This window comes from Burkholderia sp. AU45274, assembly GCF_030482505.1.
GTDB lineage: Bacteria > Pseudomonadota > Gammaproteobacteria > Burkholderiales > Burkholderiaceae > Burkholderia.
The window spans coordinates 92418-112157 of sequence record NZ_JAUJQE010000012.1 but is presented as its reverse complement, the minus strand read 5'-3'; the positions used below and the strand labels follow the sequence as shown (position 1 = coordinate 112157).

Below are 19740 nucleotides of genomic sequence, written 5' to 3'. Positions count from 1 at the left end.
GGAATCCGACATGATGCGAGTGATTACCGCCAACCTGAACGGCATCCGCTCCGCCGCGAAGAAGGGCTTCTTCGAGTGGCTCGGCGAACAGAACGCCGATTGCGTGTGCGTGCAGGAAATCAAGGTCTCGGCCGATGATCTTCCGGCCGAATTCGTCGAGCCGCACGGCTTCAAGAGCTATTTTCACCATGCCGAGAAGAAGGGTTACAGCGGCGCGGGCGTGTACAGCCGCCGCGAGCCCGATGACGTGATCATCGGCTTCGGCAGCAGCGAATTCGATGCCGAAGGGCGCTATGTCGAGGCGCGCTACGGCAAGCTGTCGGTCGTGTCGGTGTACGTGCCGTCCGGCTCGAGCGGCGAAGAGCGCCAGCAGGCGAAGTACCGCTTCATGGACGAGTTCATGCCGCACCTCGCCGCGCTGAAGAAAAAGCGCGAGGTGATCCTGTGCGGCGACGTGAACATCGTCCACAAGGAAATCGACATCAAGAACTGGAAGAGCAACCAGAAGAATTCGGGCTGCCTGCCGGAAGAGCGCGAGTGGCTCACGAAGCTGTTCGACGATGTCGGCTATGTCGACGTGTTCCGCACGCTCGATCAGCGCCCGGAGCAGTACACGTGGTGGAGCAACCGCGGCCAGGCGTATGCGAAGAACGTCGGGTGGCGGATCGATTACCAGATCGCGACGCCGGGTATCGCCGGCACCGCGAAAAGCACGTCGATCTTCAAGGACATCAAGTTCAGCGACCATGCGCCGCTGACGGTGGACTACGACTACAAGAAGTGATGTTCCGCGAGTGACGTTCCGCGCTGCGCCGCGCGCGCAGCAGCCGGATGTAAAAACGGGCCGCATGTCGAACATGCGGCCCGTTTCGCTTGGGGCGGCGATCGTGCGTATCGCCTTCGTCGCTTACTGCTTGATCGACGCCATGTCGATCACGAACCGGTACTTCACGTCGCTCTTCAGCATCCGCTCGTAGGCCGCGTTGATCTGCTGCATCGGAATCGTTTCGATATCCGACGTGATTCCGTGCTCCGCGCAGAAGTCGAGCATTTCCTGCGTTTCCGCGATCCCGCCGATCAGCGAGCCGGCGAGGCGGCGGCGCTTGAAGATCAGGTTGAACACCTGCGGCGACGGATGGTCGTGCTCCGGCGCGCCGACCAGCGTCATCGTGCCGTCGCGCTTGAGCAGGTGCAGGAACGGGTTCAGGTCGTGCTGCGCGGCGACCGTGTTCAGGATGAAGTCGAAGCTGTTCAGGTGCGCGTTCATCTGCGCCTCGTCCTTCGAGATCACGACTTCGTGCGCGCCGACCCGCTTGCCGTCCTCGATCTTCGACGGCGACGTGGTGAACAGCACGACGTGCGCCCCCATTGCGCGCGCCAGCTTCACGCCCATGTGGCCGAGGCCGCCGAGCCCGACGATGCCGACCTTCTTGCCGGGGCCGACGTTCCACTGCCGCAGCGGCGAGTAGGTCGTGATCCCCGCGCACAGGAGCGGTGCGGCGCCGGCCGGGTCGAGCGTCTCGGGCACGCGCAGCACGAACGCCTCATCGACGACGAGCTGTGTCGAATAGCCGCCGAACGTGATGTCGCCCGTCACGCGATCCTGGCCGTTGTAGGTGCCGACGAAGCCGTTCTCGCAATATTGCTCGAGGCCGTCGGCGCAGCTCGCGCAGGTGCGGCACGAATCGACGAGGCAGCCGACGCCGACCAGCTCGCCGACCTTGAAGCGCGTCACGTCCGGGCCGGTCGCGGTCACGCGGCCGACGATTTCATGGCCCGGCACGACCGGATAGATCGTGTTGCGCCATTCGTTACGGGCCTGGTGCAGGTCCGAGTGGCAGACGCCGCAGTAGAGGACGTCGATCTGGACGTCGAGGTCGCGCAGCGCGCGACGCTGGAATTCGAACGGGGCGAGCGGCGAGCGCGAATCGGTCGCCGCGTAGGCATAGGTAGTGCTCATGCGATGGGCTCCTTGTCCGGAAAGCATCCGGCGAAACAGACTGCCGTCGCATCATGTGGCGATGCGGCGAGGCAGGACGTCATCGTAAGGAGCGCGGCGCCGCAGTGAAATACCCGAAGGTCTGGAAGATTTGCCTATTCCTCTCTAACTGCGTGCAAACAGCCGTCAAAACATGTTCAGAGTGCTACATTGCGAGCCAGATTCTCTTGCCGGACAGGACCACGCAGATGAGCTTCGAGCCCCTTTTCACCGACACGGGCGACCGTGTGCAGCGCCGCATGGTCGAGCTGCATACGCGCCTCGCGCCGAACGAGGGCGACACGCTCGCGGCGCTCGACGGCGTGCGCTTCATCCGCGTGAGCCGTCCGGCGCCGCGCATGCCCGTGTTGTACGAGCCGAGCATCGTCGTCGTGTGCCAGGGGCGCAAGCTCGGCTATCTCGGCGAGCGCTCGTTCGTCTACGACGCGCAGCAGTATCTCGTGCTGTCGGTGCCGCTGCCGTTCGAATGCGAGACCTTCGCGAGCCATGACGAGCCGTTTCTCGCGATCTCGATCCGCGTCGATCTCGCGGTGATCGCCGAGCTCGCGATCCTGCTCGACGAGACGCTCGGTGCGCCCGTCAGCGAGCCGCTCGGCGTGGATTCGACGCCGCTCGACGCGCCGCTGGCGGATGCCGTGCTGCGACTGCTCGAAGCGCTCGCGTCGCCGCACGACACGCGCGTGCTGGGCCCCGCGATCATGCGCGAGATCGCGTATCGGGTGCTGACGGGCGAGCAGGGCGACGCGATCCGCGCGGCGCTCGTCCAGCAGCATCACTTCGGCCGCGTCGCGAAGGCGCTGCGGCGCATCCATGCGGACCTGAAGGCCGATCTCGACGTCGAGACGCTCGCGCGCGAGGCCGGCATGAGCCTCGCGGTGTTCCACGCGCAGTTCAAGCACGTGACGGCGACGTCGCCGATGCAGTACGTGAAGGCGGCACGCCTGCACCAGGCTCGGCTGATGATGGTGCAGGACGGGATCGGCGCCGGCGCGGCGGCCGCGCGGGTCGGCTATGCGAGCGCGTCGCAGTTCAGCCGCGAGTTCAAGCGGCTGTTCGGCCGTAGCCCGGGTGACGAGGTGCGCTGGATGCGCGAAAGCGGCGCCCGGCCGGTCGCGGCGGAGGTGGATGCGTAGGGGGGGCGTCGCGCTTGGCCGCGCGGGGCGCTCAGCGCCGCACGACCTTGCGACGCTGCGCGCTGATGCCCGCGTAATCGGGCAGTGTGTCGACGCGCTTGCCCACGGCCTTCGCGTACAGCGGCATGAGATCCGGGAGGCGGTTCAGCAGGTCCTGGCGGCGGGCGGTGCTGTACGGGTGCGTATAGATGAAGCCCGTTGCCTTGTTCGCGCGCGTCGCGACCGCGAGCTTGTCCCACAGCGTGATCGCCGCGCGCGGATCGAAGCCCGCGCGTGCGGCGATGTCGCCGCCGATCACGTCGGCTTCGGTCTCGTCGGTCGGGTCGTAGTGGAGCGACTGCAGGCGTTCGCCGAGGTTCAGTGCCTGCGGCAGCGGTTCGCCGACGCCGAACAGCGGCGGCAACGCGGCCGCGCGCAGCGACGTCTGCGAGGTCGCGCTGAAGTTGCTGCGCGCGTGTTCGCGCAGCGCATGCGCGATGCCGTGCGCGAGCAGCACGCCGAGCTCGTCGTCGTTCAGGCGGACGCGGTCGAGCAGGCCGCCGTACACGAGCACCTTGCCGCCCGGCAGGCAGGTCAGGCGAATGTCGCGCGAGCGGATCGCGTTGACGTCCCACGCCCAGCTCTTCACGCGGTCGTTCCATTTCACCGAATACGGCGCGAGCTTCGCGACGATCGCGCGCAGGCGCTTCACGCGCGGCTGGTTCGCCGGCAGCAGGCGGTTGCTGTCGGCCGCCGCCTGCACGATCTGCGCGTATTCGTTCGCGGTGAGCTGCTCGAGCAGCGGCGACGGAATCAGCGTGCGAAACGCGATGGTGTCGCCGTAGCGGACCTGCTGCGAGGTCTGCGCATACGCCTTCGTCGACGCGGCGCCGCCGGTCGGCTGCGCGGGTTCGGCGGTGGCCGGCTGGGCGGGGGCGGCGGGCGTTGAATTTGCCGGCGGTGAAGCCGCGGCCGGCGCGGAGCCCGCGGCAGTGTCGGTCGCATGGGCGAACCCCGCGGCGAGCGCCGCGGCGCCGACGCTCAACGAAGCCGCAACGCGCGCGAGGCGGTGCAGGGTGTTACTGCGCACGGCTGGCCTCGCCATTGCGGGCGGTCCCGTTCCACGGCGCGATCTTGAACAGCAGCAGCATGCCGGGAATCGCGAGCGCGGTGCACACGATGAAGTAGTCGAACCAGCCGATCTTCGCGACGATGAAGCCGCTCGCGGCCGACGCGAGCGTGCGCGGCACCGACGCGAGGCTCGTGAACAGCGCGAACTGCGTGGCCGTATAGCGCGGGTCGGTCGTGCTCGCGATGTACGCGACGAACGCGGCCATCGTCAGGCCGGTGGTGAAGGTTTCGACGCCGTAGACGAGCGCGAGCGCAACGGTCATCGGGCTGAATTGCGGGGTGACCGCGATGCCGAACACCGACAGCACTGACGCGATCGCATGGCTCGTCGACACGGTGAAGTCGTAGAGCACTGCGAGCACGGGCGAGCCGGGGCCGAGCTGCGCGAGCCACGCGAAGCCGAGCGTCGACACCATCTGCAGCGCGCCGAAGATCCACAGCCCGCGGCCGATGCCGATCTTCACGAGCCAGACGCCGCCGATGATGCCGCCGGCCACGCTCGCGACGAGCGCGGTGGTCTTCGCGACGATGCCGATCTCGGTGCGCGAGAAGCCGATGTCGAGGAAAAACGACGTCGACAGCGTGGTGGCCATCGTGTCGCCGATCTTGAACAGGAAGATGAACGCGATGACGAGCAGCGCACCGGCCCAGCCGTCGCGCTGGATGAATTCGCGGAACGGCAGCACGATCGCGTCGCGCAGGTTGCGCGGCGGCGCGCCGATCACTTCGGGTTCGCGCACGACGAGCGTCATCAGGATGCCCGGCAGCATGAACGCGCCGGTGAGCGCGAACACGACGTCCCACGGCAGGTGGTCGGACAGGATCAGCGCCAGCGAGCCGGGGATCAGCGCGGCGAGCTTGTACGCGTTCACGTGGATCGCGTTGCCGAGGCCCTGCTCGGTATCGCGCAGCAACTCGCGGCGATAGGCGTCGATCACGATGTCGGCGCTTGCGCCAAAGAATGCGACGAGCGTGGTGAGCGCGGCGACCGTCCAGATCGAGTCGCGCGGCGACACGAAGCCGAGCGCGGCGATCGCGCCCGCGACCAGGAGCTGCGTGAGCAGCAGCCAGCCGCGCCGGCGGCCCGGCCGCCAGCCGGGCAGGCGCGGGACGTAGCGGTCCATCAGCGGCGCCCACAGGAACTTCCACGTGTACGGGAACTGGATCAGCGCGAACAGGCCGATTTCCTTCAGGTTCACGCCCTCGGAGCGCAGCCAGGCCTGTACGAGGTAGACGAGCGTGAAGAGGGGCAGACCCGACGTGAAGCCCAGGAACACGCAGATCAGCATGTGCGTGTTCAGGTAGGCGCGCCAGCCGGGGTGATCCTCGTGAGCGGTGAGTGCGGGCGCCTCGTGTGGCGTTTTCGACATGGACTGGAACTGGATAGCGTTGACTGATTGCGGCGACAGCGCAGGCGGTGGCGCGGGTCGCGCAGCGGCTCGGCTGCACGTGCGTGCGGGCCGACGGCGTCCGTCAACGGCTCCCCGGCTCAGCTGCGCTTGACGCGGTAGACAGCAAGACTACCACGCCAGTTCGCTCCCCATCGAATCGGTTGGCCTTCGTGCAGCACCACGCGGTCGAGGATCGTCACGCCGACTTCGGGCGCGAGCGCCTCGAAATCCTCGATCGTCAGCACCCGGACGTTCGGTGTGTTGTGCCATTGGTAAGGCAGCGACTTCGACACCGGCATCCGGCCGTTCAGCACCGACAGCCGATGCGGCCAGTAGCCGAAATTCGGGAACGACACGATGCATTCGCGCCCGACCCGCGCGGTTTCGCGCAGGATCGCGGCCGTCTGGTGAATCGTCTGCAACGTCTGCGACAGGATCGCGATGTCGAAGCTGTGGTCCTCGAACAGGCGCAGGCCGTCTTCCAGGTTCTGCTGGATCACGTTGATGCCGTTCTTCGCGCTCGCGAGCACGCCCGCGTCGTTCAGCTCGATCCCGTAGCCGGTCACGTCCAGTTCTTCCATCAGCAGCGCGAGCAGCGAGCCGTCGCCGCAGCCGAGGTCGAGCACCGTCGAGCGCGGTTCGACCCAGCGCGCGATCGTGCGGAAGTCCGCGCGAGCGGACAGGGAATTCAGCGCTTGCTGGTTCATGCACCCACCTCGTTGGCGATTCGTTCGTAATACGCGCGGATCAGGTTGTGATAGCGCGCGTCGTCGAGCAGGAACGCGTCGTGGCCGTGCGGCGCGTCGATTTCCGCGTAGCTGACCGTGCGCTTGTTGTCGAGCAGCGCCTTCACGATCTCGCGCGAGCGGGCCGGCGCGAAACGCCAGTCGGTCGAGAAGCTCGCGATCAGGTATTTCGCCTGCGTGTGCGCGAGCGCGGCCGTCAGGTTGCCGTCGAACGCCTTGGCCGGGTCGAAGTAGTCGAGCGCGCGCGTGATCAGCAGGTAGGTGTTCGCGTCGAAGTAGTCGGCGAACTTGTCGCCCTGGTAGCGCAGGTACGACTCGACCTCGAACTCGACGTCGAAGCTGAAGTTGTACGCGTCGAGCGCGCCGTCGGCGCGGCGCAGCGCACGGCCGAATTTCTCGGCCATGTCGTCGTCGGACAGGTACGTGATGTGGCCGATCATCCGCGCGACGCGCAGGCCGCGCTTCGGCTTCACGCCGTGCGCGTAGTAGTCGCCGCCGTGGAAATCGGGATCGGACAGGATCGCCGAGCGCGCGACCTCGTTGAACGCGATGTTCTGCGCGGACAGCTTCGGCGTCGACGCGATGTCGATGCAGTGCGCGACGCGCTCCGGATACATCAGGCTCCACGCGAGCGCCTGCATCCCGCCGAGGCTGCCGCCCATCACCGCGGCGAAGCGCTCGATGCCGAATGCGTCGGCGACGCGCGCCTGCGCGTGCACCCAGTCTTCGACGGTCACTACCGGAAACTTTGCGCCGTACGGCTTGCCGGTCGACGGGTCGATGCTCATCGGGCCGGTCGAGCCGAAGCACGAGCCGAGGTTGTTCACGCCGATCACGAAGAAGCGGTTGGTGTCGAGCGGCTTGCCCGGGCCGACCATGTTGTCCCACCAGCCGGTGCTGCGCGGATCGTCCGCGTAGACGCCGGCGACGTGGTGCGACGCGTTGAGCGCGTGGCAGACGAGCACCGCGTTCGAGCGCGCGGCGTTGAGTTCGCCGTACGTCTCGACGACGAGCTGATAGTTGCCGATCACGCTGCCGCTTTGCAAGCGCAGCGGTTCGGCGAAGTGCATGGTCTGTGGAGCGACGATGCCGATCGATTCCATTCGTTCCGCCTTATGACTGGGCGGCTAAATGGTGTCGGCGATGCGCGGAGTCGGAGATGCGCGGCTGACGACCTCTTTAGCCGCATTTGTAGTGAACCGCCGGGCGACGACGAATCAAGGCCCTGGCTGGTTCGCGCGCCCGCAATCGAGTCAGCAAATCGGCGCGTGTCTGGCTGCCGCCCGAGGGGCGACAGTCGGCAAAGTATAGCGGAAATCGCGGCGCGCGGATTCGCGCGCGAAGGCGGGGCCGCCGCGCCCGCGTCATCTCACTGCAGGATCAGCCGCAGATGCGCATCGGCCTGTTCGCCGGGCGGTTTCTGGAATCCGCCCTTCGCGAAGCGGTGCCATCGGCCGATCACGTAGCTGACGAGCAGGCTCGCGCGGGCGGCCGGATCGTAGTCGGCCGGCAGTACGAACGGCGTCGCGCCGTCCTGCGGCGCGTTCGCCTCCGTGCGCGCGACGCGCAGGCACTGCTTGACGGTCGCCTCGATGCGGTCGAGCAACTGGTTCACGCGCTCGGTGAGCCGCTCGTCCTCGCCGACCAGCGCTTCGCCGGTCAGCACGCGTGTCATGCCGGGGTTCTTGGCGGCGAAGTTGAGCATCGTCAGCGCGATCGTGCGCGCCTGCTGCACGCCGTTCGGCTCCTTCGCGACGATCTGGTTCACGAGCCCGAACAGCGCCTGCTCGATGAACTCGATCAGCCCTTCGTACATCTTCGCCTTGCTGGTGAAGTGCCGGTACAGCGCGGCTTCCGACACGTCGAGCCGGGCCGCGAGCGCGGCCGTCGTGATTTTCTCGGGTTTCGGCGCCTCGAGCATCGCCGCGAGCGTCTGCAGGATCATCACGCGCCGCTCGCCCGGTTTCGGGCGCGGGCGGGACGATGTGGCCTGGTCTTCCTTTACGGCTTGGTCCTGCGGGTAAGTCGGCTGCATTTTTGTCGCCCCGATCGTGTGCCCAGTCGCAGCGATTTTAACGAACGAATGCGCTGGTCGACATAGTGCGGGCGTCCGGTAACCGGCAGATGGCCGGGCAGGTGGCCGGTGATCCACACCGTACCGATGCCGAGACGCTTGTAGCGCTTCAGGTGGCCGCGCGTATCCTCGACGAGGATCGCATCGGCCATGCGTGCGTTCGCGGCGCGCAGCGTCCGGCGCAGCATCGTGTGATCGGGCTTCGCGCGCCACGTGCGGCGGTCGCGCATGTGCTCGATCGCGATCACGCGCTCGAACAGCCGCTCGATGCGCAGCTCGCGCAGCACCGCGCGTGCATAGTTCTCCGGCGCGTTGGTCAGGATCAGCTTGCGGCCCGGCAGCGCGGCGACGATGCGCGCGAGGCCGCGCTCGGCGCGCACCATCGCCGGCAGGTCGGAAAACGTGTGGACGACGCGCAGGAAGTCGTGCGGGTCGATCGGATGATGGCGCGTGAGGCCGAGCAGCGCGGCGCCGTAGCGCTCGGTGTAGCCGGTGCGCAGGCGGTCGGCTTCGGCGCGCTCGACCTGCAGCGCGTCGATGATGTACTGCGTCATCGCGCGGTTGATCTCGGGGAAGATCGCGTGCGATGCGTGGTGAAGGGTGTTGTCGAGATCGAACAGCCACACCGGCGCGCCGGCGCGGGGCCGGCTGCGCGACACGCGCCGGCACCGCAGCGGGGCCGGCAAGTCGGGTGTGGCGGTCTTGCTGCGCTTGCTCAATGCGAGCGGATCATCGTGCCGAACGGCTGCTCGGTCAGGATTTCCAGCAGTACCGAGTGCTCGATCCGGCCGTCGACGATGTGCACCGACTTCACGCCGCTCTTCGCGGCGTCGAGCGCCGACGAGATCTTCGGCAGCATGCCGCCGGAGATCGTGCCGTCTTCGAACAGCGCATCGATCTCGCGCGCGGACAGGTCGGTCAGCAGGTTGCCGTCCTTGTCCATCACGCCCGGGATGTTGGTCATCATCAGCAGCTTCTCGGCGTTCAGCACCGTGGCGAGCTTGCCTGCGACGAGGTCGGCATTGATGTTGTACGACAGGCCATCCTCACCGAAACCGATCGGCGAGATCACCGGGATGAACGCGTCGTCCTGCAGCGCCTTCACGACTGCCGGGTTGATCGCCTCGACTTCGCCGACCTGGCCGATGTCGATGTACTGGCCCGGGTTGTCGCGGTCCGGCATCAGCAGCTTGCGCGCGTGGATCAGGCCGCCGTCCTTGCCCGTCAGGCCCACCGCGTGGCCGCCGAAGTGGTTGATCAGCATCACGATGTCCTGCTGCACTTCACCGCCCAGCACCCATTCGACGACTTCCATCGTCTCTTCGTCGGTGACGCGCATGCCCTGGATGAAGGTGCCGGCCTTGCCGATCTTCTTCAGTGCGTGATCGATCTGCGGACCGCCGCCGTGGACGATCACCGGATTGATGCCGACCAGTTTCAGCAGGATCACGTCGCGCGCGAAGCCTTGCTTGAGCCGCTCTTCCGTCATCGCGTTGCCGCCGTATTTGATGACCACGGTCTTGCCGTGGTAACGGCGAATATACGGCAGCGCCTCGGCGAGGATTTCTGCTTTCAGCGTGGGGGCGATCTGCGAGAGGTCGATGGGCTCGGACATGGCGGCGGCTCTGGCTGGGAACGGTTGAAACACGGCGAATTGTACAGGAGTGGCGCAGCGCAGCATCGGGTTTTTGGACGGGCCGGAACACCGGCGGCGCGGCCCGCGCACCGCGCGCGGCGGCCCGCCGGCTATGGCGCGGCGCGATGTGCGCCACGCGACGGGCAGTGCTGCGCGGGCGGTGGCGGCGAGGTGGTTCGCGAGCATTGGAAATGGCCCTCGGCCGAACGGCCGGCGTGCAAAATCCGTTCGCCGCGCTATGCTTGTCGCGTAGGGCGGCTTCCCGCCCGCTCGAGCGCTTTAGCCATGACCGATTCCGCCGCCGACGCCCGTTCCGCCCCGCGCCGCGCGCGCTGCCCGCACTGCGGGCGCAGCTTCGACTGCGGCGCCCGCACGCAGCCGTTCGAATGCTGGTGCGCGTCGATGCCGGTCTTGCCCGGCGGTACGCCGCCCGCGGCCGGCGCACGCTGCCGCTGCCCCGAGTGCCTGGCCGACGAGATCGCGCAGCGGATGGCCGGCGCGGCCGGCTGACCGCATCGGCCGCGCACGTGGGGCGTCCCGTTCGCCGCGTGCCGATCCGGCCCCGCTAGAGGCGCCGCCCGCTAAACGGGTAAACTGCGCGGATGCAACGAATCACCACCACCGGGCGCGTCAACCTCAGTCACCTGTTCTGGCTCCGCAATCTCGCGATCATCGGCCAGCTCGTGACGATCGGCGTCGTGCAGACCTATTTCGGCGTGCATCTGCCGTTGCCGGCGATGCTGATGGTCATCGCGCTCGAAATCGTTTTCAACGCGCTGACCTGGGTGCGCGTGCTGCGCGCGCGGCCCGAGACCAATTTCGAGCTGCTCGGCCAATTGTGGGTCGACCTCGGCGCGCTGTCCGCGCTGCTGTTCCTGTCGGGCGGCACGACCAATCCGTTCGTGTCGCTGTACCTGCCTTCGCTCGCGATCGCGGCGGCCGTGCTGCCGTGGCACCTGATGATCTGGCTCGCGGCGTTCGCGGTCGCGTGCTACGCGGCGCTCGGCTTCGACTCGGTGCCGCTCAACATGGACAATCCCGCGAACCTGTTCGACTACTACCGTACCGGGATGTGGGCGAACTTCATGGTCAGCGTCGGGCTGATCGCGTGGTTCGTCGCGCGCATGTCGAATGCGCTGCGCCAGCGCGATGCGGCGCTCGGCGAGGCGCAGCAGCACCTGCTGCGCGACGAGCGGGCGGTCGCGCTCGGCGTGCAGGCCGCCACCGTCGCGCACGAGATGGGCACGCCGCTGTCGACGATCGCGATGCTCGCCGAAGAGCTGCGCGACGCGGCCCGCGACGATCCGGGGCTGGCCCGCTACGAGGCCGACCTGAAGGTGCTCGAGGAGCAGATGACGCTCTGCACGTCGGCGCTGGCGCGCCTGCGCAGCCGCGCGAGCGCGCCCGCGAGCCGCCAGCCGGTGGACGACTGGCTCGACACGTTCGTCGAGCACTGGCGCCTGCGGCATCCGCACGTGCAGTTCGAATTGCTCGGCGCGCGCCCGGCGGGCGTCGCGCTCGACGACACGGTCGCGGCCGGCCAGATCCTGACGATCCTGCTCGACAACGCCGCGCGCGCGAGCCCGCAGCGCGTGACGCTGGCCGCGAAGGTCGCGCACGCCGGCGCGGCCGACAAGATCGAATTCGAGGTATGCGACGACGGGCCCGGCATTCCGGCCTCGCTGCGCGAGTCGCTTGGCGCGATGCCGGTCGACAGCACGCAGGGCGGGCACGGGGTCGGCCTGTATCTCGCGTTCAGCGCGGCCGCGCGGCTCGGCGGCGAGATCGAACTGTCCGATGTCGTGCCGCGCGCGGCGGGCGGCAACGGGCGGGCGGGCAGTGCGGCGAATGGTCACGCCGCGGCGGGATCGGCACAGCGCGCGGGCCAGCGCGGCGCCGAACGGACAACCGGCACGCCGGACAGCCGCCCGGCCGGTGCGACCGCCGCGCGCGGCACGCGGGCCGTGCTGCGGCTGCCGGTCGTGCGCGTCGCGGCAGCGGCCGCCTCAACCAACACGTAGACGGAGAAACCACATGAGCGAGAACAATTTCCTGGTGATCGACGACAACGAGGTGTTCGCGGGCACGCTCGCGCGCGGCCTCGAGCGGCGCGGTTACGCGGTCCAGCAGGCGCACGACAAGGAGGCGGCACTGCGGCTCGCCGCGGGCGGCAAGTTCCAGTTCATCACCGTCGACCTGCATCTCGGCGAGGATTCGGGCCTGAGCCTGATCGCGCCGCTGTGCGACCTGCAGCCCGACGCGCGGATCCTGGTGCTGACCGGCTACGCGAGCATCGCGACCGCCGTGCAGGCGGTGAAGGAAGGCGCCGACAACTATCTCGCGAAGCCCGCGAACGTCGAGTCGATCCTCGCCGCGTTGCAGACCAACGCGACCGAAGTGCAGGCCGACGAAGCGCTCGAGAATCCGGTCGTGCTGTCGGTCGACCGGCTCGAATGGGAGCACATCCAGCGCGTGCTGGCCGAGAACAACAACAATATTTCAGCGACCGCGCGTGCGCTGAACATGCATCGCCGCACGCTGCAGCGCAAGCTCGCGAAGAAGCCGGTGCGGCAGTAAGCGGGGCGCGTCAGGCGGGCGAGCTCGAGGCCCGCGACAGGCAGGCGACGATCTCGCGTTTCAGCAGGCGCGCGATGAGCGCCGAGTAGACGAGGTTCGCGAGAAATGGCGCGAACCCGCCGATCACGATCGGAACGGCCAGCGGCCACGGCTTCGCCGATACCCCGGTCGCGATGGACTGGATGCCGAGGCTGAACGCGACGCTGGCGAGCGCGATACCCGCCAGCGTGCCCAGCCATGCGAGTACGAACGCGACGTTGTAGCGCCGCAGCGACTCCCGCCTGATCCGGCGCATGAGCGACAGGATGTCGGCGCGCGTGAGCGTGCGCAGGGCCGGCACGATTCGGCCGGCGATGGACGGGTAGATGGTCATTCGGAGGCGCGTCTGTTCGTAGCCAGAGGAGTCCAGATTATAGGGACGCACCGAAGCGCTTGCCATCAGCCGCGTTCCAGGGGCAGTACGTGCGCCGTATCGCATGGCCATGAAAAAACGGGCGACCCCGTCAGGGGCCACCCGTTTTTCGTCGGATGCCGCGCGCGTTACAGCACGTAGCGCGACAGGTCTTCGTCCTGCGCCACTTCGCCGAGTGCGCGATCGACATACTTCGCGTCGATCGTCACGCATTCGCCCGCATGGTTGCCGGCCGAGAACGACACTTCCTCGAGCAGCTTCTCGATCACCGTGTACAGCCGGCGCGCACCGATGTTCTCGGTCTTCTCGTTGACCGAATAGGCAATCTCCGCGAGGCGGCGGATGCCGTCGTCGGCGAATTCGAGCTGCACGTCTTCGGTCGCGAGCAGCGCCTGGTACTGCTTGACGAGGCTTGCGTCGGTCGCGACGAGGATCGCCTCGAAATCGTTCACCGACAGCGAGTCGAGCTCGACGCGGATCGGGAAGCGGCCCTGCAGTTCCGGAATCAGGTCGCTCGGCTTCGCGAGGTGGAACGCGCCGCTCGCGATGAACAGGATGTGATCGGTCTTCACCATCCCGTACTTCGTGTTGACCGTCGTGCCTTCGACGAGCGGCAGCAGGTCGCGCTGCACGCCCTGGCGCGACACTTCACCGCCGCTGCCTTCGTTGTTGCGCGACGTGATCTTGTCGATCTCGTCGAGGAACACGATGCCGTTCTGCTCGACGTTCTGCACGGCCTTCGTCTTCACTTCCTCGTCGTTGAGCATCTTCGCCGCTTCCTCGTCGGTCAGCAGCTTCAGCGCTTCCTTGATTTTCACCTTGCGGCGCTGCTTCTTGCCGCTGCCGAGGTTCGAGAACATCGAGCGGATCTGCTCGGTCATCTCTTCCATCCCCGGCGGCGCCATGATGTCCATGCCGGCCGACGGTTGCTCGAGATCGAGCTCGACTTCCTTGTCGTCGAGCTGGCCTTCGCGCAGGCGCTTGCGGAACGTCTGGCGCGTCACGTTGTTGTCGTCGTTCGCGTGCTCGGCGTTGCCGCCGAAGCCCACCGCGCGCGGTTGCGGCAGCAGGATGTCGAGGATGCGGTCTTCCGCCTGGTCGGTCGCCTTGCTGCGCACCTTGCGCATCTCGGTTTCACGCGTCTGCTTGACCGAGATCTCGATCAGGTCGCGCACGATGCTGTCGACGTCGCGGCCGACGTAGCCGACTTCGGTGAACTTGGTCGCTTCGATCTTGATGAACGGCGCATCCGCGAGCTTCGCGAGGCGGCGTGCGATTTCGGTCTTGCCGACACCCGTCGGCCCGATCATCAGGATGTTCTTCGGCGTGATTTCCTGGCGCAGCGGGTCGGCGACCTGCTGGCGGCGCCAGCGGTTGCGCAGCGCGACCGCGACGGCCTTCTTCGCCTTCGCCTGGCCGATGATGTGCTTGTCGAGTTCCGAGACGATCTCGGCAGGGGTCATGGTGCTCATGGTGCGGTCCTTACTCGATCGTTTCGATGATGCGGTTGTGGTTCGTGTAGATGCACATGTCGCCGGCAATCTCGAGCGACTTCTCGACGATCTCGCGCGGCGACAGCTCGGTGTTCTCCGCGAGCGCGCGGGCTGCCGCCTGCGCATACGCACCGCCCGAGCCGATCGCGCAGATGCCTTCTTCGGGGTCGAGCACGTCGCCGTTGCCGGTGATGACGAGCGTGGTGGTGGCGTCGGCCGTGATCAGCATCGCCTCGAGGCGACGCAGCATCCGGTCGGTGCGCCAGTCCTTCGCGAGCTCGACGGCCGCACGGGTCAGGTTGCCCTGGTGCTTCTCGAGCTTCGCCTCGAAGCGGTCGAGCAGCGAGAACGCATCGGCGGTGCCGCCCGCGAATCCGACCAGCACCTGGTTGTTGTAGATCCGCCGCACTTTCCGCGCGCCACCCTTCATGACGATGTTGCCGAGGGTTACCTGGCCGTCGCCGCCGAGCGCGACCTTGTCGCCGCGCCGGACCGAAACGATGGTCGTGCCGTGAAATTGCTCCATCTGCGTTCCTTGAGAAAAACGGGGAAGAGTCGGGGGGGGCGCGAGGCGCCGCCGCGTAACTCGCAGTGCGCCGGGAAGCGGCCCGGCGCGCGTCCGTTTCATTTTAGGGCGGGCGCCGGGATATCAAGAGGCGGGGTGGGCAAATCGGCGGCCGGCGGCCGGCGGGGAACCGGTGCCGGAAAAACAAAAAGCGCGCGGCAGGCCGCGCGCTTTCGGGAAGCAGCGTGTCTGAGCGGAACGCCGCTCGATCAGTCGCCGAACAGCTTCTGGCGCAGCTCGCGGCGCTCTTGCGCTTCGAGCGACAGCGTGGCGGTCGGACGCGCGAGCAGGCGCGGAATGCCGATCGGCTCGCCGGTTTCCTCGCACCAGCCGTAATCGCCGGAATCGATGCGGGCGAGCGACTGCTGAACCTTCTTGAGGAGCTTGCGTTCGCGATCGCGCGTACGCAGTTCGAGCGCGTGCTCTTCCTCGATCGTCGCGCGATCGGCGGGATCGGGCACGATCACCGTCTCGCGCAGGTTCTCGGTCGTCTGGCCTGCATTCTTGAGGATGTCCGCCTGCAACTGTTCGAGCCGATTTTTGAAGAAGGCGAGCTGATCCTCATTCATGTAATCCTTGTCGCTCATCTTCAGGATTTCGGCTTCGGTCAAGAGTTTCTTCGTCATCTGCTTGCTTCTTCAATGTGCGGCAAATCGATAGATATTGCCTGCACTTTGGGATTACCCGCAACCGCCCTTGCAATCATTTGCGATTTGCCGCCGCGGGGCCGAAAGCCTCTGGAAAACCGGTTCTCAAATACCAGGATAGGCCTGGCGCGGAGTTGCGCGCGCTGCGAACCGGTGTGCTGCGCGGCACATCGCATCGGCCGCGGCCGGGAGGCGGATTGGCGATCCGGCGCGGTTGCGATGCCCGGAAAACTGGTTCAGCAAGAACCGGGCCTGTTTGTTGCCGTACTCCAGCGGGCACGTATTGTAACTGAATCGCAAGCGGGCGCCGTATCGGGTCGATCCCCGTCGGCTGCGCCAATATCTAGAAAATATAACGCGCAAATCGCGAAAAAGCGATGACGGCGAAACCCTGCCCGAAAAGGGCGCCCCGCGGCCGCCGCAGCCGCCTGCGAGGCGGCCTCGCGGCGGCGTGTGCGGCGGTTGCCCGCGCGCGTCAGGCGAGGCAGGCGTCGAGGCCGTCGGTGATCAGGTCCTGCGGCAGATCGACGCCGATGAACACCATCTTGTTGGTCTTCTTCTCGACCGGCAGCCACTTCGACGCGAGGTCGCTGCCCATCATCTGGTGCACGCCCTGGAACACGACCTTGCGGTCGACGCCCTTCATGTACAGCACGCCCTTGTAGCGCAGCATCCGCTCGCCGTAGATCTGCAGGATGCCGCCGAGGAAGTCTTCCAGCTTGTTCGGGTCGAACGGACGGTCGTTGCGGTACACGAACGACTTGATCTTGTCGTCGTGGTGTGCGTGGTGGTGATGGTGGTGGCCGTGGTCGTGATCGTGCGCGCATTGACCGTGATCGTGGTCGCAACTGGCGTGATCGTGATCGTGGTGGTGGTGCGCGTGATCGTCCTCGGCGAGGAAGTCGGGGTCGATCTCGAGCTTTGCGTTCAGGTTGAAGCCGCGCAGGTCGAAGATTTCCTTGATGTCCGCTTCGCCGAAGTTCACGACCTTGATCGCGGCCTTCGGGTTCATGTGCATCAGGCGATGCTTGAGGCCGGCCACCGTCTGGTCGTCGACCAGGTCCGACTTCGTGATGAACAGGCGATCGGCGAAGCCGACCTGGCGCTGCACGACTTCGTGCTCGTCGAGCTGCGCGTTCGCGTGCTTCGCGTCGACCAGCGTGATGACCGCGTCGAGCAGGAAATCGTCGGCGATCTCGCTGTCGATGAAGAAGGTTTGCGCGACCGGGCCCGGGTTCGCGAGGCCGGTCGTTTCGATCACGATGCGGTCGAAGTCGAGCTTGCCTTCGCGCTTCTTCGCGGCGAGCTCGCCGAGCGTGCGCGCGAGGTCGCCGCGGATCGTGCAGCAGATGCAGCCGTTGCTCATCTGGATGATCTGCTCGTTCGAATCCTGGATGAGGATTTCGTTGTCGATGTTCTCTTCGCCGAACTCGTTCTCGATCACGGCGATCTTCATGCCGTGCTGTTCGTTCAGGATGCGCTTGAGCAGCGTCGTCTTGCCGCTGCCGAGGAAGCCGGTGAGGATGGTGACGGGAGTGGCCATGTCAATCGCCTGTGGTTCGTGAATCGGGGTCAAAACCAGGATGTGCGTCGCGCCCGGGGCTTTGCCAGCCGGGGCGCACAACCATCCATTGAAACATACCTGTCAAGCCCTCGCCCGTCGTCCGAACGACAGGCGGGAGCGCGGATCCGCCGGGCGCCCGGGCGCGGCCGGCGGACGGTTACGCGCGTAGATCGGGGCGATCAGACGATTTGCAACAGCAGGCCCTTCAGATATTCGCCTTCCGGGAAGGCGGCGAGCAGCGGGTGATCGACGCCCGCGCCGAGCCGCTTCAGGATGCGCGCGTCGACCTTCGCGTCGGCGGCCGCACCCGCGACGATCTTCTGGAACAGGTCCATGTCGATCGCGCCCGAGCACGAGTACGTGAACAGCAGGCCGCCCGGACGCAGCAGCTTGAAGCCGCTCAGGTTGATGTCCTTGTATGCGCGCGCCGCGCGATCGACGCTGTCGCGCGTCGGCGCGAACTTCGGCGGATCGAGCACGATCAGGTCGAAACGCTCGCCTTCGTCGACGAGGCGGCGCAGCGTCTTGAAGGCGTCGGCGTCGAGCCAGGTCGCGCGTTCGGCGTCGAAGCCGTTGGCGACGACGTTCTGCTGCGCGAGCGCGAGCGCATCGCCCGACGAGTCGATCGATACGACACGCTTCGCGCCGCCCTTGAGCGCGGCGAGCGAGAAGCCGCCCGTGTAGCAGAAGCAGTTCAGCACGTCGCGATCGGCCGCGTACTGCGCCACCAGCGCGCGGTTGTCGCGCTGGTCGACGTAGAAGCCCGTCTTGTGGCCGTTCGGTACGTCGACTTGATAGCGCACGCCGTTTTCGGTCGAGATCAGCGTCGCGGGCGGCGCATCGCCGGCCAGCACGCCGGTCGTCTGTTCGAGCCCTTCCTTGTCGCGGATCGATACGTCCGAGCGCTCGTAGACGTTCGGGCAGTCCGTCGCGCCGACGAGCGCCTTCACGATCGCGTCCTTCCACGCCTCGACGCCCGCGGCCATGAACTGGCAGACGAGCTGGCCGCGCGGCGCGGCGCCGGCTTCGGCGGTGTCCGCGACGTAATAGTCGACGATCAGCCCCGGCAGCCCGTCGGCTTCGCCGAACACGAGCCGCACCGCACCCGTGCCCGACACCATCGTCGTGCGGTGCGCGACCGCGCGCTGCACGCGGCGCTTGAAGAACGCGTGGTCGATCGGCTCGTTCTCGTCGAAGCTCCACACGCGCACGCGGATCTGCGATTGCGGGCTGTACGCGCCGCGCGCGAGGAAGCGGCCGTCGTGCGCGCGCACGATCACGGTCGCGCCGGGCGCGGGCTTGCCGTCGACGCGGTCGATCGCATTGGCGTAGATCCACGGATGGCGGCGCAGCAGCGATTTTTCCTTGGACGGCTTGAGGGTGACGGTTTGCATGATGAGATCGAAATGGGCCGTGCGCGAAGCCGGCCGTGGCCGGTCGCCGCGCGCGGCGGGTAACACGGGACGCGCGTCAGTCGCGCTTCTTCGCGCGCGGGTGCGCGCTGTCGTAAATCTTCGCGAGATGCTGGAAGTCGAGCGACGTATAGACCTGCGTCGCGGAGACGCTCGCGTGGCCGAGCAGCTCCTGCACCGCGCGCAGGTCGCCGCTCGACTGCAGCACGTGCGTGGCGAACGAATGGCGCAGCACGTGCGGATGGACGTTGGCGGGGATGCCGGCGGTGAGCGCCGCGCGCTTCACGCGCTCGCGCACGACGCCCGGCGACATCCGGTTGCCGCGCACGGACACGAACAGCGGATGCGGATCGTGCTTCACGAATTCGCCGCGCACCGCGAGCCACGCGTTCAGCGCATCGATCGCCTTGCGGCCGACCGGCACCTTGCGCTCCTTGTTGCCCTTGCCGCGCACGGTGACTTCGGCTTCGGCGAGGTCGAGCCAGCCGGTCGAGCGGTAGCCGTCGGCCTGCGTGTACATCACGTCGAGACCGATCAGCTCGGCAAGGCGCAGCCCCGACGAATAGAACAGCTCGAGAATCGCGTGATCGCGGATGCCTTCGGTCGTGTTGGCGAGCGGCGCGTCCATCAGCGCCGATGCATCGTCGACCGACAGCGCCTTCGGCAAGGTCTTCGCGCGTTTCGGTGCGCGCACCGCGGCGACCGGGTTCGCGGGCATCTCGACGCGCTGCGCGAGCCAGCGGTAGAACGCGCGCCACGCGGACAGCCGGTGCGAGATCGACCGGGCGGACAGCCCGCCCGAATGTGCGCGCGCGACTGCGCCGCGCATGTCGGCGGCCGTCAGCGCGTCGAGCGGCCGGCCGTTCGCGAGCTTCTTCAGCTCGTCGAGTTCGTGCGTGTAGCCGCGCAGCGTGTGTTCCGACAGCTGCCTGACGTGCTTCAGGTTCGACAGGTAGGCGGCGATCGGATCGTCTGTCATCG

The 19740-nt window shown here is 67.2% G+C and carries 20 protein-coding genes; 5 read left to right on the top strand and 15 right to left on the bottom strand.

Annotated elements, in window-relative coordinates:
• Positions 1-10 precede the first annotated feature (10 nt).
• Complete coding sequence (locus QZM35_RS31740; RefSeq protein WP_089431843.1) at positions 11-784, top strand: exodeoxyribonuclease III; 774 nt, start codon at positions 11-13, stop codon at positions 782-784.
• Between the two features lie 123 nt (positions 785-907).
• On the opposite strand, the gene QZM35_RS31735 is transcribed toward QZM35_RS31740, so the two are convergent.
• Positions 908-1960, bottom strand: a complete 1053-nt coding sequence (locus QZM35_RS31735) for an NAD(P)-dependent alcohol dehydrogenase (RefSeq protein WP_124581979.1) — start codon at positions 1958-1960, stop codon at positions 908-910.
• 227 nt (positions 1961-2187) lie between these two features.
• Between QZM35_RS31735 and QZM35_RS31730 the strand changes: the two genes are divergently transcribed.
• Positions 2188-3132 carry an AraC family transcriptional regulator gene (locus QZM35_RS31730; protein ID WP_301777456.1) on the top strand — a complete coding sequence of 315 codons (945 nt, stop codon included), beginning with the start codon at positions 2188-2190 and terminating at the stop codon, positions 3130-3132.
• Positions 3133-3163: 31 nt separating this feature from the next.
• Here QZM35_RS31730 and QZM35_RS31725 read toward each other — a convergent pair whose 3' ends face one another.
• The 7 genes from QZM35_RS31725 to argB form a co-directional block, all read right to left on the bottom strand.
• A complete protein-coding gene (locus tag QZM35_RS31725; RefSeq protein ID WP_301777455.1) occupies positions 3164-4201 on the bottom strand; it encodes a M48 family metallopeptidase in 1038 nt (345 codons plus the stop codon).
• Entirely contained in the window at positions 4191-5612 is a 1422-nt protein-coding gene (locus QZM35_RS31720; protein WP_089426578.1) for an AmpG family muropeptide MFS transporter, read from the bottom strand. Before QZM35_RS31720 ends, QZM35_RS31725 begins: the two co-directional genes overlap by 11 nt.
• Before the next feature lie 119 nt (positions 5613-5731).
• Entirely contained in the window at positions 5732-6340 is a 609-nt protein-coding gene (gene metW / locus QZM35_RS31715) for a methionine biosynthesis protein MetW (RefSeq protein ID WP_006755281.1), read from the bottom strand.
• Positions 6337-7482, bottom strand: coding sequence for a homoserine O-acetyltransferase (locus QZM35_RS31710; RefSeq protein ID WP_006484643.1), 1146 nt, complete (start codon positions 7480-7482; stop codon positions 6337-6339). The genes metW and QZM35_RS31710 overlap by 4 nt, the downstream gene beginning before the upstream one ends.
• Positions 7483-7748: 266 nt before the next feature.
• Entirely contained in the window at positions 7749-8414 is a 666-nt protein-coding gene (gene slmA, locus QZM35_RS31705) for a nucleoid occlusion factor SlmA (protein ID WP_089426576.1), read from the bottom strand.
• A complete protein-coding gene (locus tag QZM35_RS31700; protein ID WP_301777454.1) occupies positions 8381-9172 on the bottom strand; it encodes a pyrimidine 5'-nucleotidase in 792 nt (263 codons plus the stop codon). The genes slmA and QZM35_RS31700 overlap by 34 nt, the downstream gene beginning before the upstream one ends.
• The gene (argB, locus tag QZM35_RS31695; protein ID WP_006490510.1) at positions 9169-10068 is read right to left on the bottom strand and encodes an acetylglutamate kinase; all 900 of its coding nucleotides are present in this window, start codon (positions 10066-10068) and stop codon (positions 9169-9171) included. Before argB ends, QZM35_RS31700 begins: the two co-directional genes overlap by 4 nt.
• A 306-nt stretch (positions 10069-10374) precedes the next feature.
• Here argB and QZM35_RS31690 point away from each other — a divergent pair, with 306 nt between their 5' ends.
• The 3 genes from QZM35_RS31690 (at position 10375) to QZM35_RS31680 (ending at position 12666) form a co-directional block, all read left to right on the top strand.
• Positions 10375-10599 carry a cysteine-rich CWC family protein gene (locus QZM35_RS31690; RefSeq protein WP_089426574.1) on the top strand — a complete coding sequence of 75 codons (225 nt, stop codon included), beginning with the start codon at positions 10375-10377 and terminating at the stop codon, positions 10597-10599.
• Between the two features lie 92 nt (positions 10600-10691).
• Positions 10692-12110 carry an ATP-binding protein gene (locus tag QZM35_RS31685; RefSeq protein WP_089431839.1) on the top strand — a complete coding sequence of 473 codons (1419 nt, stop codon included), beginning with the start codon at positions 10692-10694 and terminating at the stop codon, positions 12108-12110.
• Positions 12111-12123: 13 nt separating this feature from the next.
• A complete protein-coding gene (locus tag QZM35_RS31680) occupies positions 12124-12666 on the top strand; it encodes a response regulator transcription factor (RefSeq protein ID WP_021156278.1) in 543 nt (180 codons plus the stop codon).
• Between the two features lie 10 nt (positions 12667-12676).
• Here the strand turns inward: QZM35_RS31680 and QZM35_RS31675 are convergent, their stop codons facing one another.
• The 7 genes from QZM35_RS31675 to xerC form a co-directional block, all read right to left on the bottom strand.
• The gene (locus QZM35_RS31675) at positions 12677-13105 is read right to left on the bottom strand and encodes a hypothetical protein (protein WP_254600333.1); all 429 of its coding nucleotides are present in this window, start codon (positions 13103-13105) and stop codon (positions 12677-12679) included.
• 101 nt (positions 13106-13206) lie between these two features.
• Entirely contained in the window at positions 13207-14550 is a 1344-nt protein-coding gene (gene hslU, locus QZM35_RS31670; protein ID WP_089426571.1) for an ATP-dependent protease ATPase subunit HslU, read from the bottom strand.
• A gap of 10 nt (positions 14551-14560) precedes the next feature.
• A complete protein-coding gene (hslV, locus tag QZM35_RS31665; RefSeq protein ID WP_011353540.1) occupies positions 14561-15097 on the bottom strand; it encodes an ATP-dependent protease subunit HslV in 537 nt (178 codons plus the stop codon).
• A gap of 248 nt (positions 15098-15345) precedes the next feature.
• Positions 15346-15762, bottom strand: coding sequence for an RNA polymerase-binding protein DksA (dksA, locus tag QZM35_RS31660; protein ID WP_006477498.1), 417 nt, complete (start codon positions 15760-15762; stop codon positions 15346-15348).
• Between the two features lie 496 nt (positions 15763-16258).
• Positions 16259-17326: a GTP-binding protein gene (locus QZM35_RS31655; RefSeq protein ID WP_301777452.1), complete on the bottom strand. Its 1068-nt coding sequence runs from the start codon at positions 17324-17326 to the stop codon at positions 16259-16261.
• A gap of 200 nt (positions 17327-17526) precedes the next feature.
• Entirely contained in the window at positions 17527-18741 is a 1215-nt protein-coding gene (locus tag QZM35_RS31650; protein ID WP_301777451.1) for a class I SAM-dependent rRNA methyltransferase, read from the bottom strand.
• 76 nt (positions 18742-18817) lie between these two features.
• Entirely contained in the window at positions 18818-19738 is a 921-nt protein-coding gene (xerC, locus tag QZM35_RS31645) for a tyrosine recombinase XerC (RefSeq protein WP_089426568.1), read from the bottom strand.
• Between the last annotated feature and the right edge of the window lie 2 nt (positions 19739-19740).

What these genes read in the sequence shown, in the direction of transcription:
- QZM35_RS31740 (WP_089431843.1), top strand. Translation starts at nt 11, where the DNA reads ATGATGCGAGTGATTACCGCCAACCTGAACGGCATCCGCTCCGCCGCG.
- QZM35_RS31735 (WP_124581979.1), bottom strand. Translation starts at nt 1,960, where the DNA reads ATGAGCACTACCTATGCCTACGCGGCGACCGATTCGCGCTCGCCGCTC.
- QZM35_RS31730 (WP_301777456.1), top strand. Translation starts at nt 2,188, where the DNA reads ATGAGCTTCGAGCCCCTTTTCACCGACACGGGCGACCGTGTGCAGCGC.
- QZM35_RS31720 (WP_089426578.1), bottom strand. Translation starts at nt 5,612, where the DNA reads ATGTCGAAAACGCCACACGAGGCGCCCGCACTCACCGCTCACGAGGAT.
- metW (WP_006755281.1), bottom strand. Translation starts at nt 6,340, where the DNA reads ATGAACCAGCAAGCGCTGAATTCCCTGTCCGCTCGCGCGGACTTCCGC.
- QZM35_RS31710 (WP_006484643.1), bottom strand. Translation starts at nt 7,482, where the DNA reads ATGGAATCGATCGGCATCGTCGCTCCACAGACCATGCACTTCGCCGAA.
- slmA (WP_089426576.1), bottom strand. Translation starts at nt 8,414, where the DNA reads ATGCAGCCGACTTACCCGCAGGACCAAGCCGTAAAGGAAGACCAGGCC.
- argB (WP_006490510.1), bottom strand. Translation starts at nt 10,068, where the DNA reads ATGTCCGAGCCCATCGACCTCTCGCAGATCGCCCCCACGCTGAAAGCA.
- QZM35_RS31690 (WP_089426574.1), top strand. Translation starts at nt 10,375, where the DNA reads ATGACCGATTCCGCCGCCGACGCCCGTTCCGCCCCGCGCCGCGCGCGC.
- QZM35_RS31685 (WP_089431839.1), top strand. Translation starts at nt 10,692, where the DNA reads ATGCAACGAATCACCACCACCGGGCGCGTCAACCTCAGTCACCTGTTC.
- QZM35_RS31680 (WP_021156278.1), top strand. Translation starts at nt 12,124, where the DNA reads ATGAGCGAGAACAATTTCCTGGTGATCGACGACAACGAGGTGTTCGCG.
- QZM35_RS31675 (WP_254600333.1), bottom strand. Translation starts at nt 13,105, where the DNA reads ATGGCAAGCGCTTCGGTGCGTCCCTATAATCTGGACTCCTCTGGCTAC.
- hslU (WP_089426571.1), bottom strand. Translation starts at nt 14,550, where the DNA reads ATGAGCACCATGACCCCTGCCGAGATCGTCTCGGAACTCGACAAGCAC.
- hslV (WP_011353540.1), bottom strand. Translation starts at nt 15,097, where the DNA reads ATGGAGCAATTTCACGGCACGACCATCGTTTCGGTCCGGCGCGGCGAC.
- dksA (WP_006477498.1), bottom strand. Translation starts at nt 15,762, where the DNA reads ATGACGAAGAAACTCTTGACCGAAGCCGAAATCCTGAAGATGAGCGAC.
- QZM35_RS31655 (WP_301777452.1), bottom strand. Translation starts at nt 17,326, where the DNA reads ATGGCCACTCCCGTCACCATCCTCACCGGCTTCCTCGGCAGCGGCAAG.
- QZM35_RS31650 (WP_301777451.1), bottom strand. Translation starts at nt 18,741, where the DNA reads ATGCAAACCGTCACCCTCAAGCCGTCCAAGGAAAAATCGCTGCTGCGC.
- xerC (WP_089426568.1), bottom strand. Translation starts at nt 19,738, where the DNA reads ATGACAGACGATCCGATCGCCGCCTACCTGTCGAACCTGAAGCACGTC.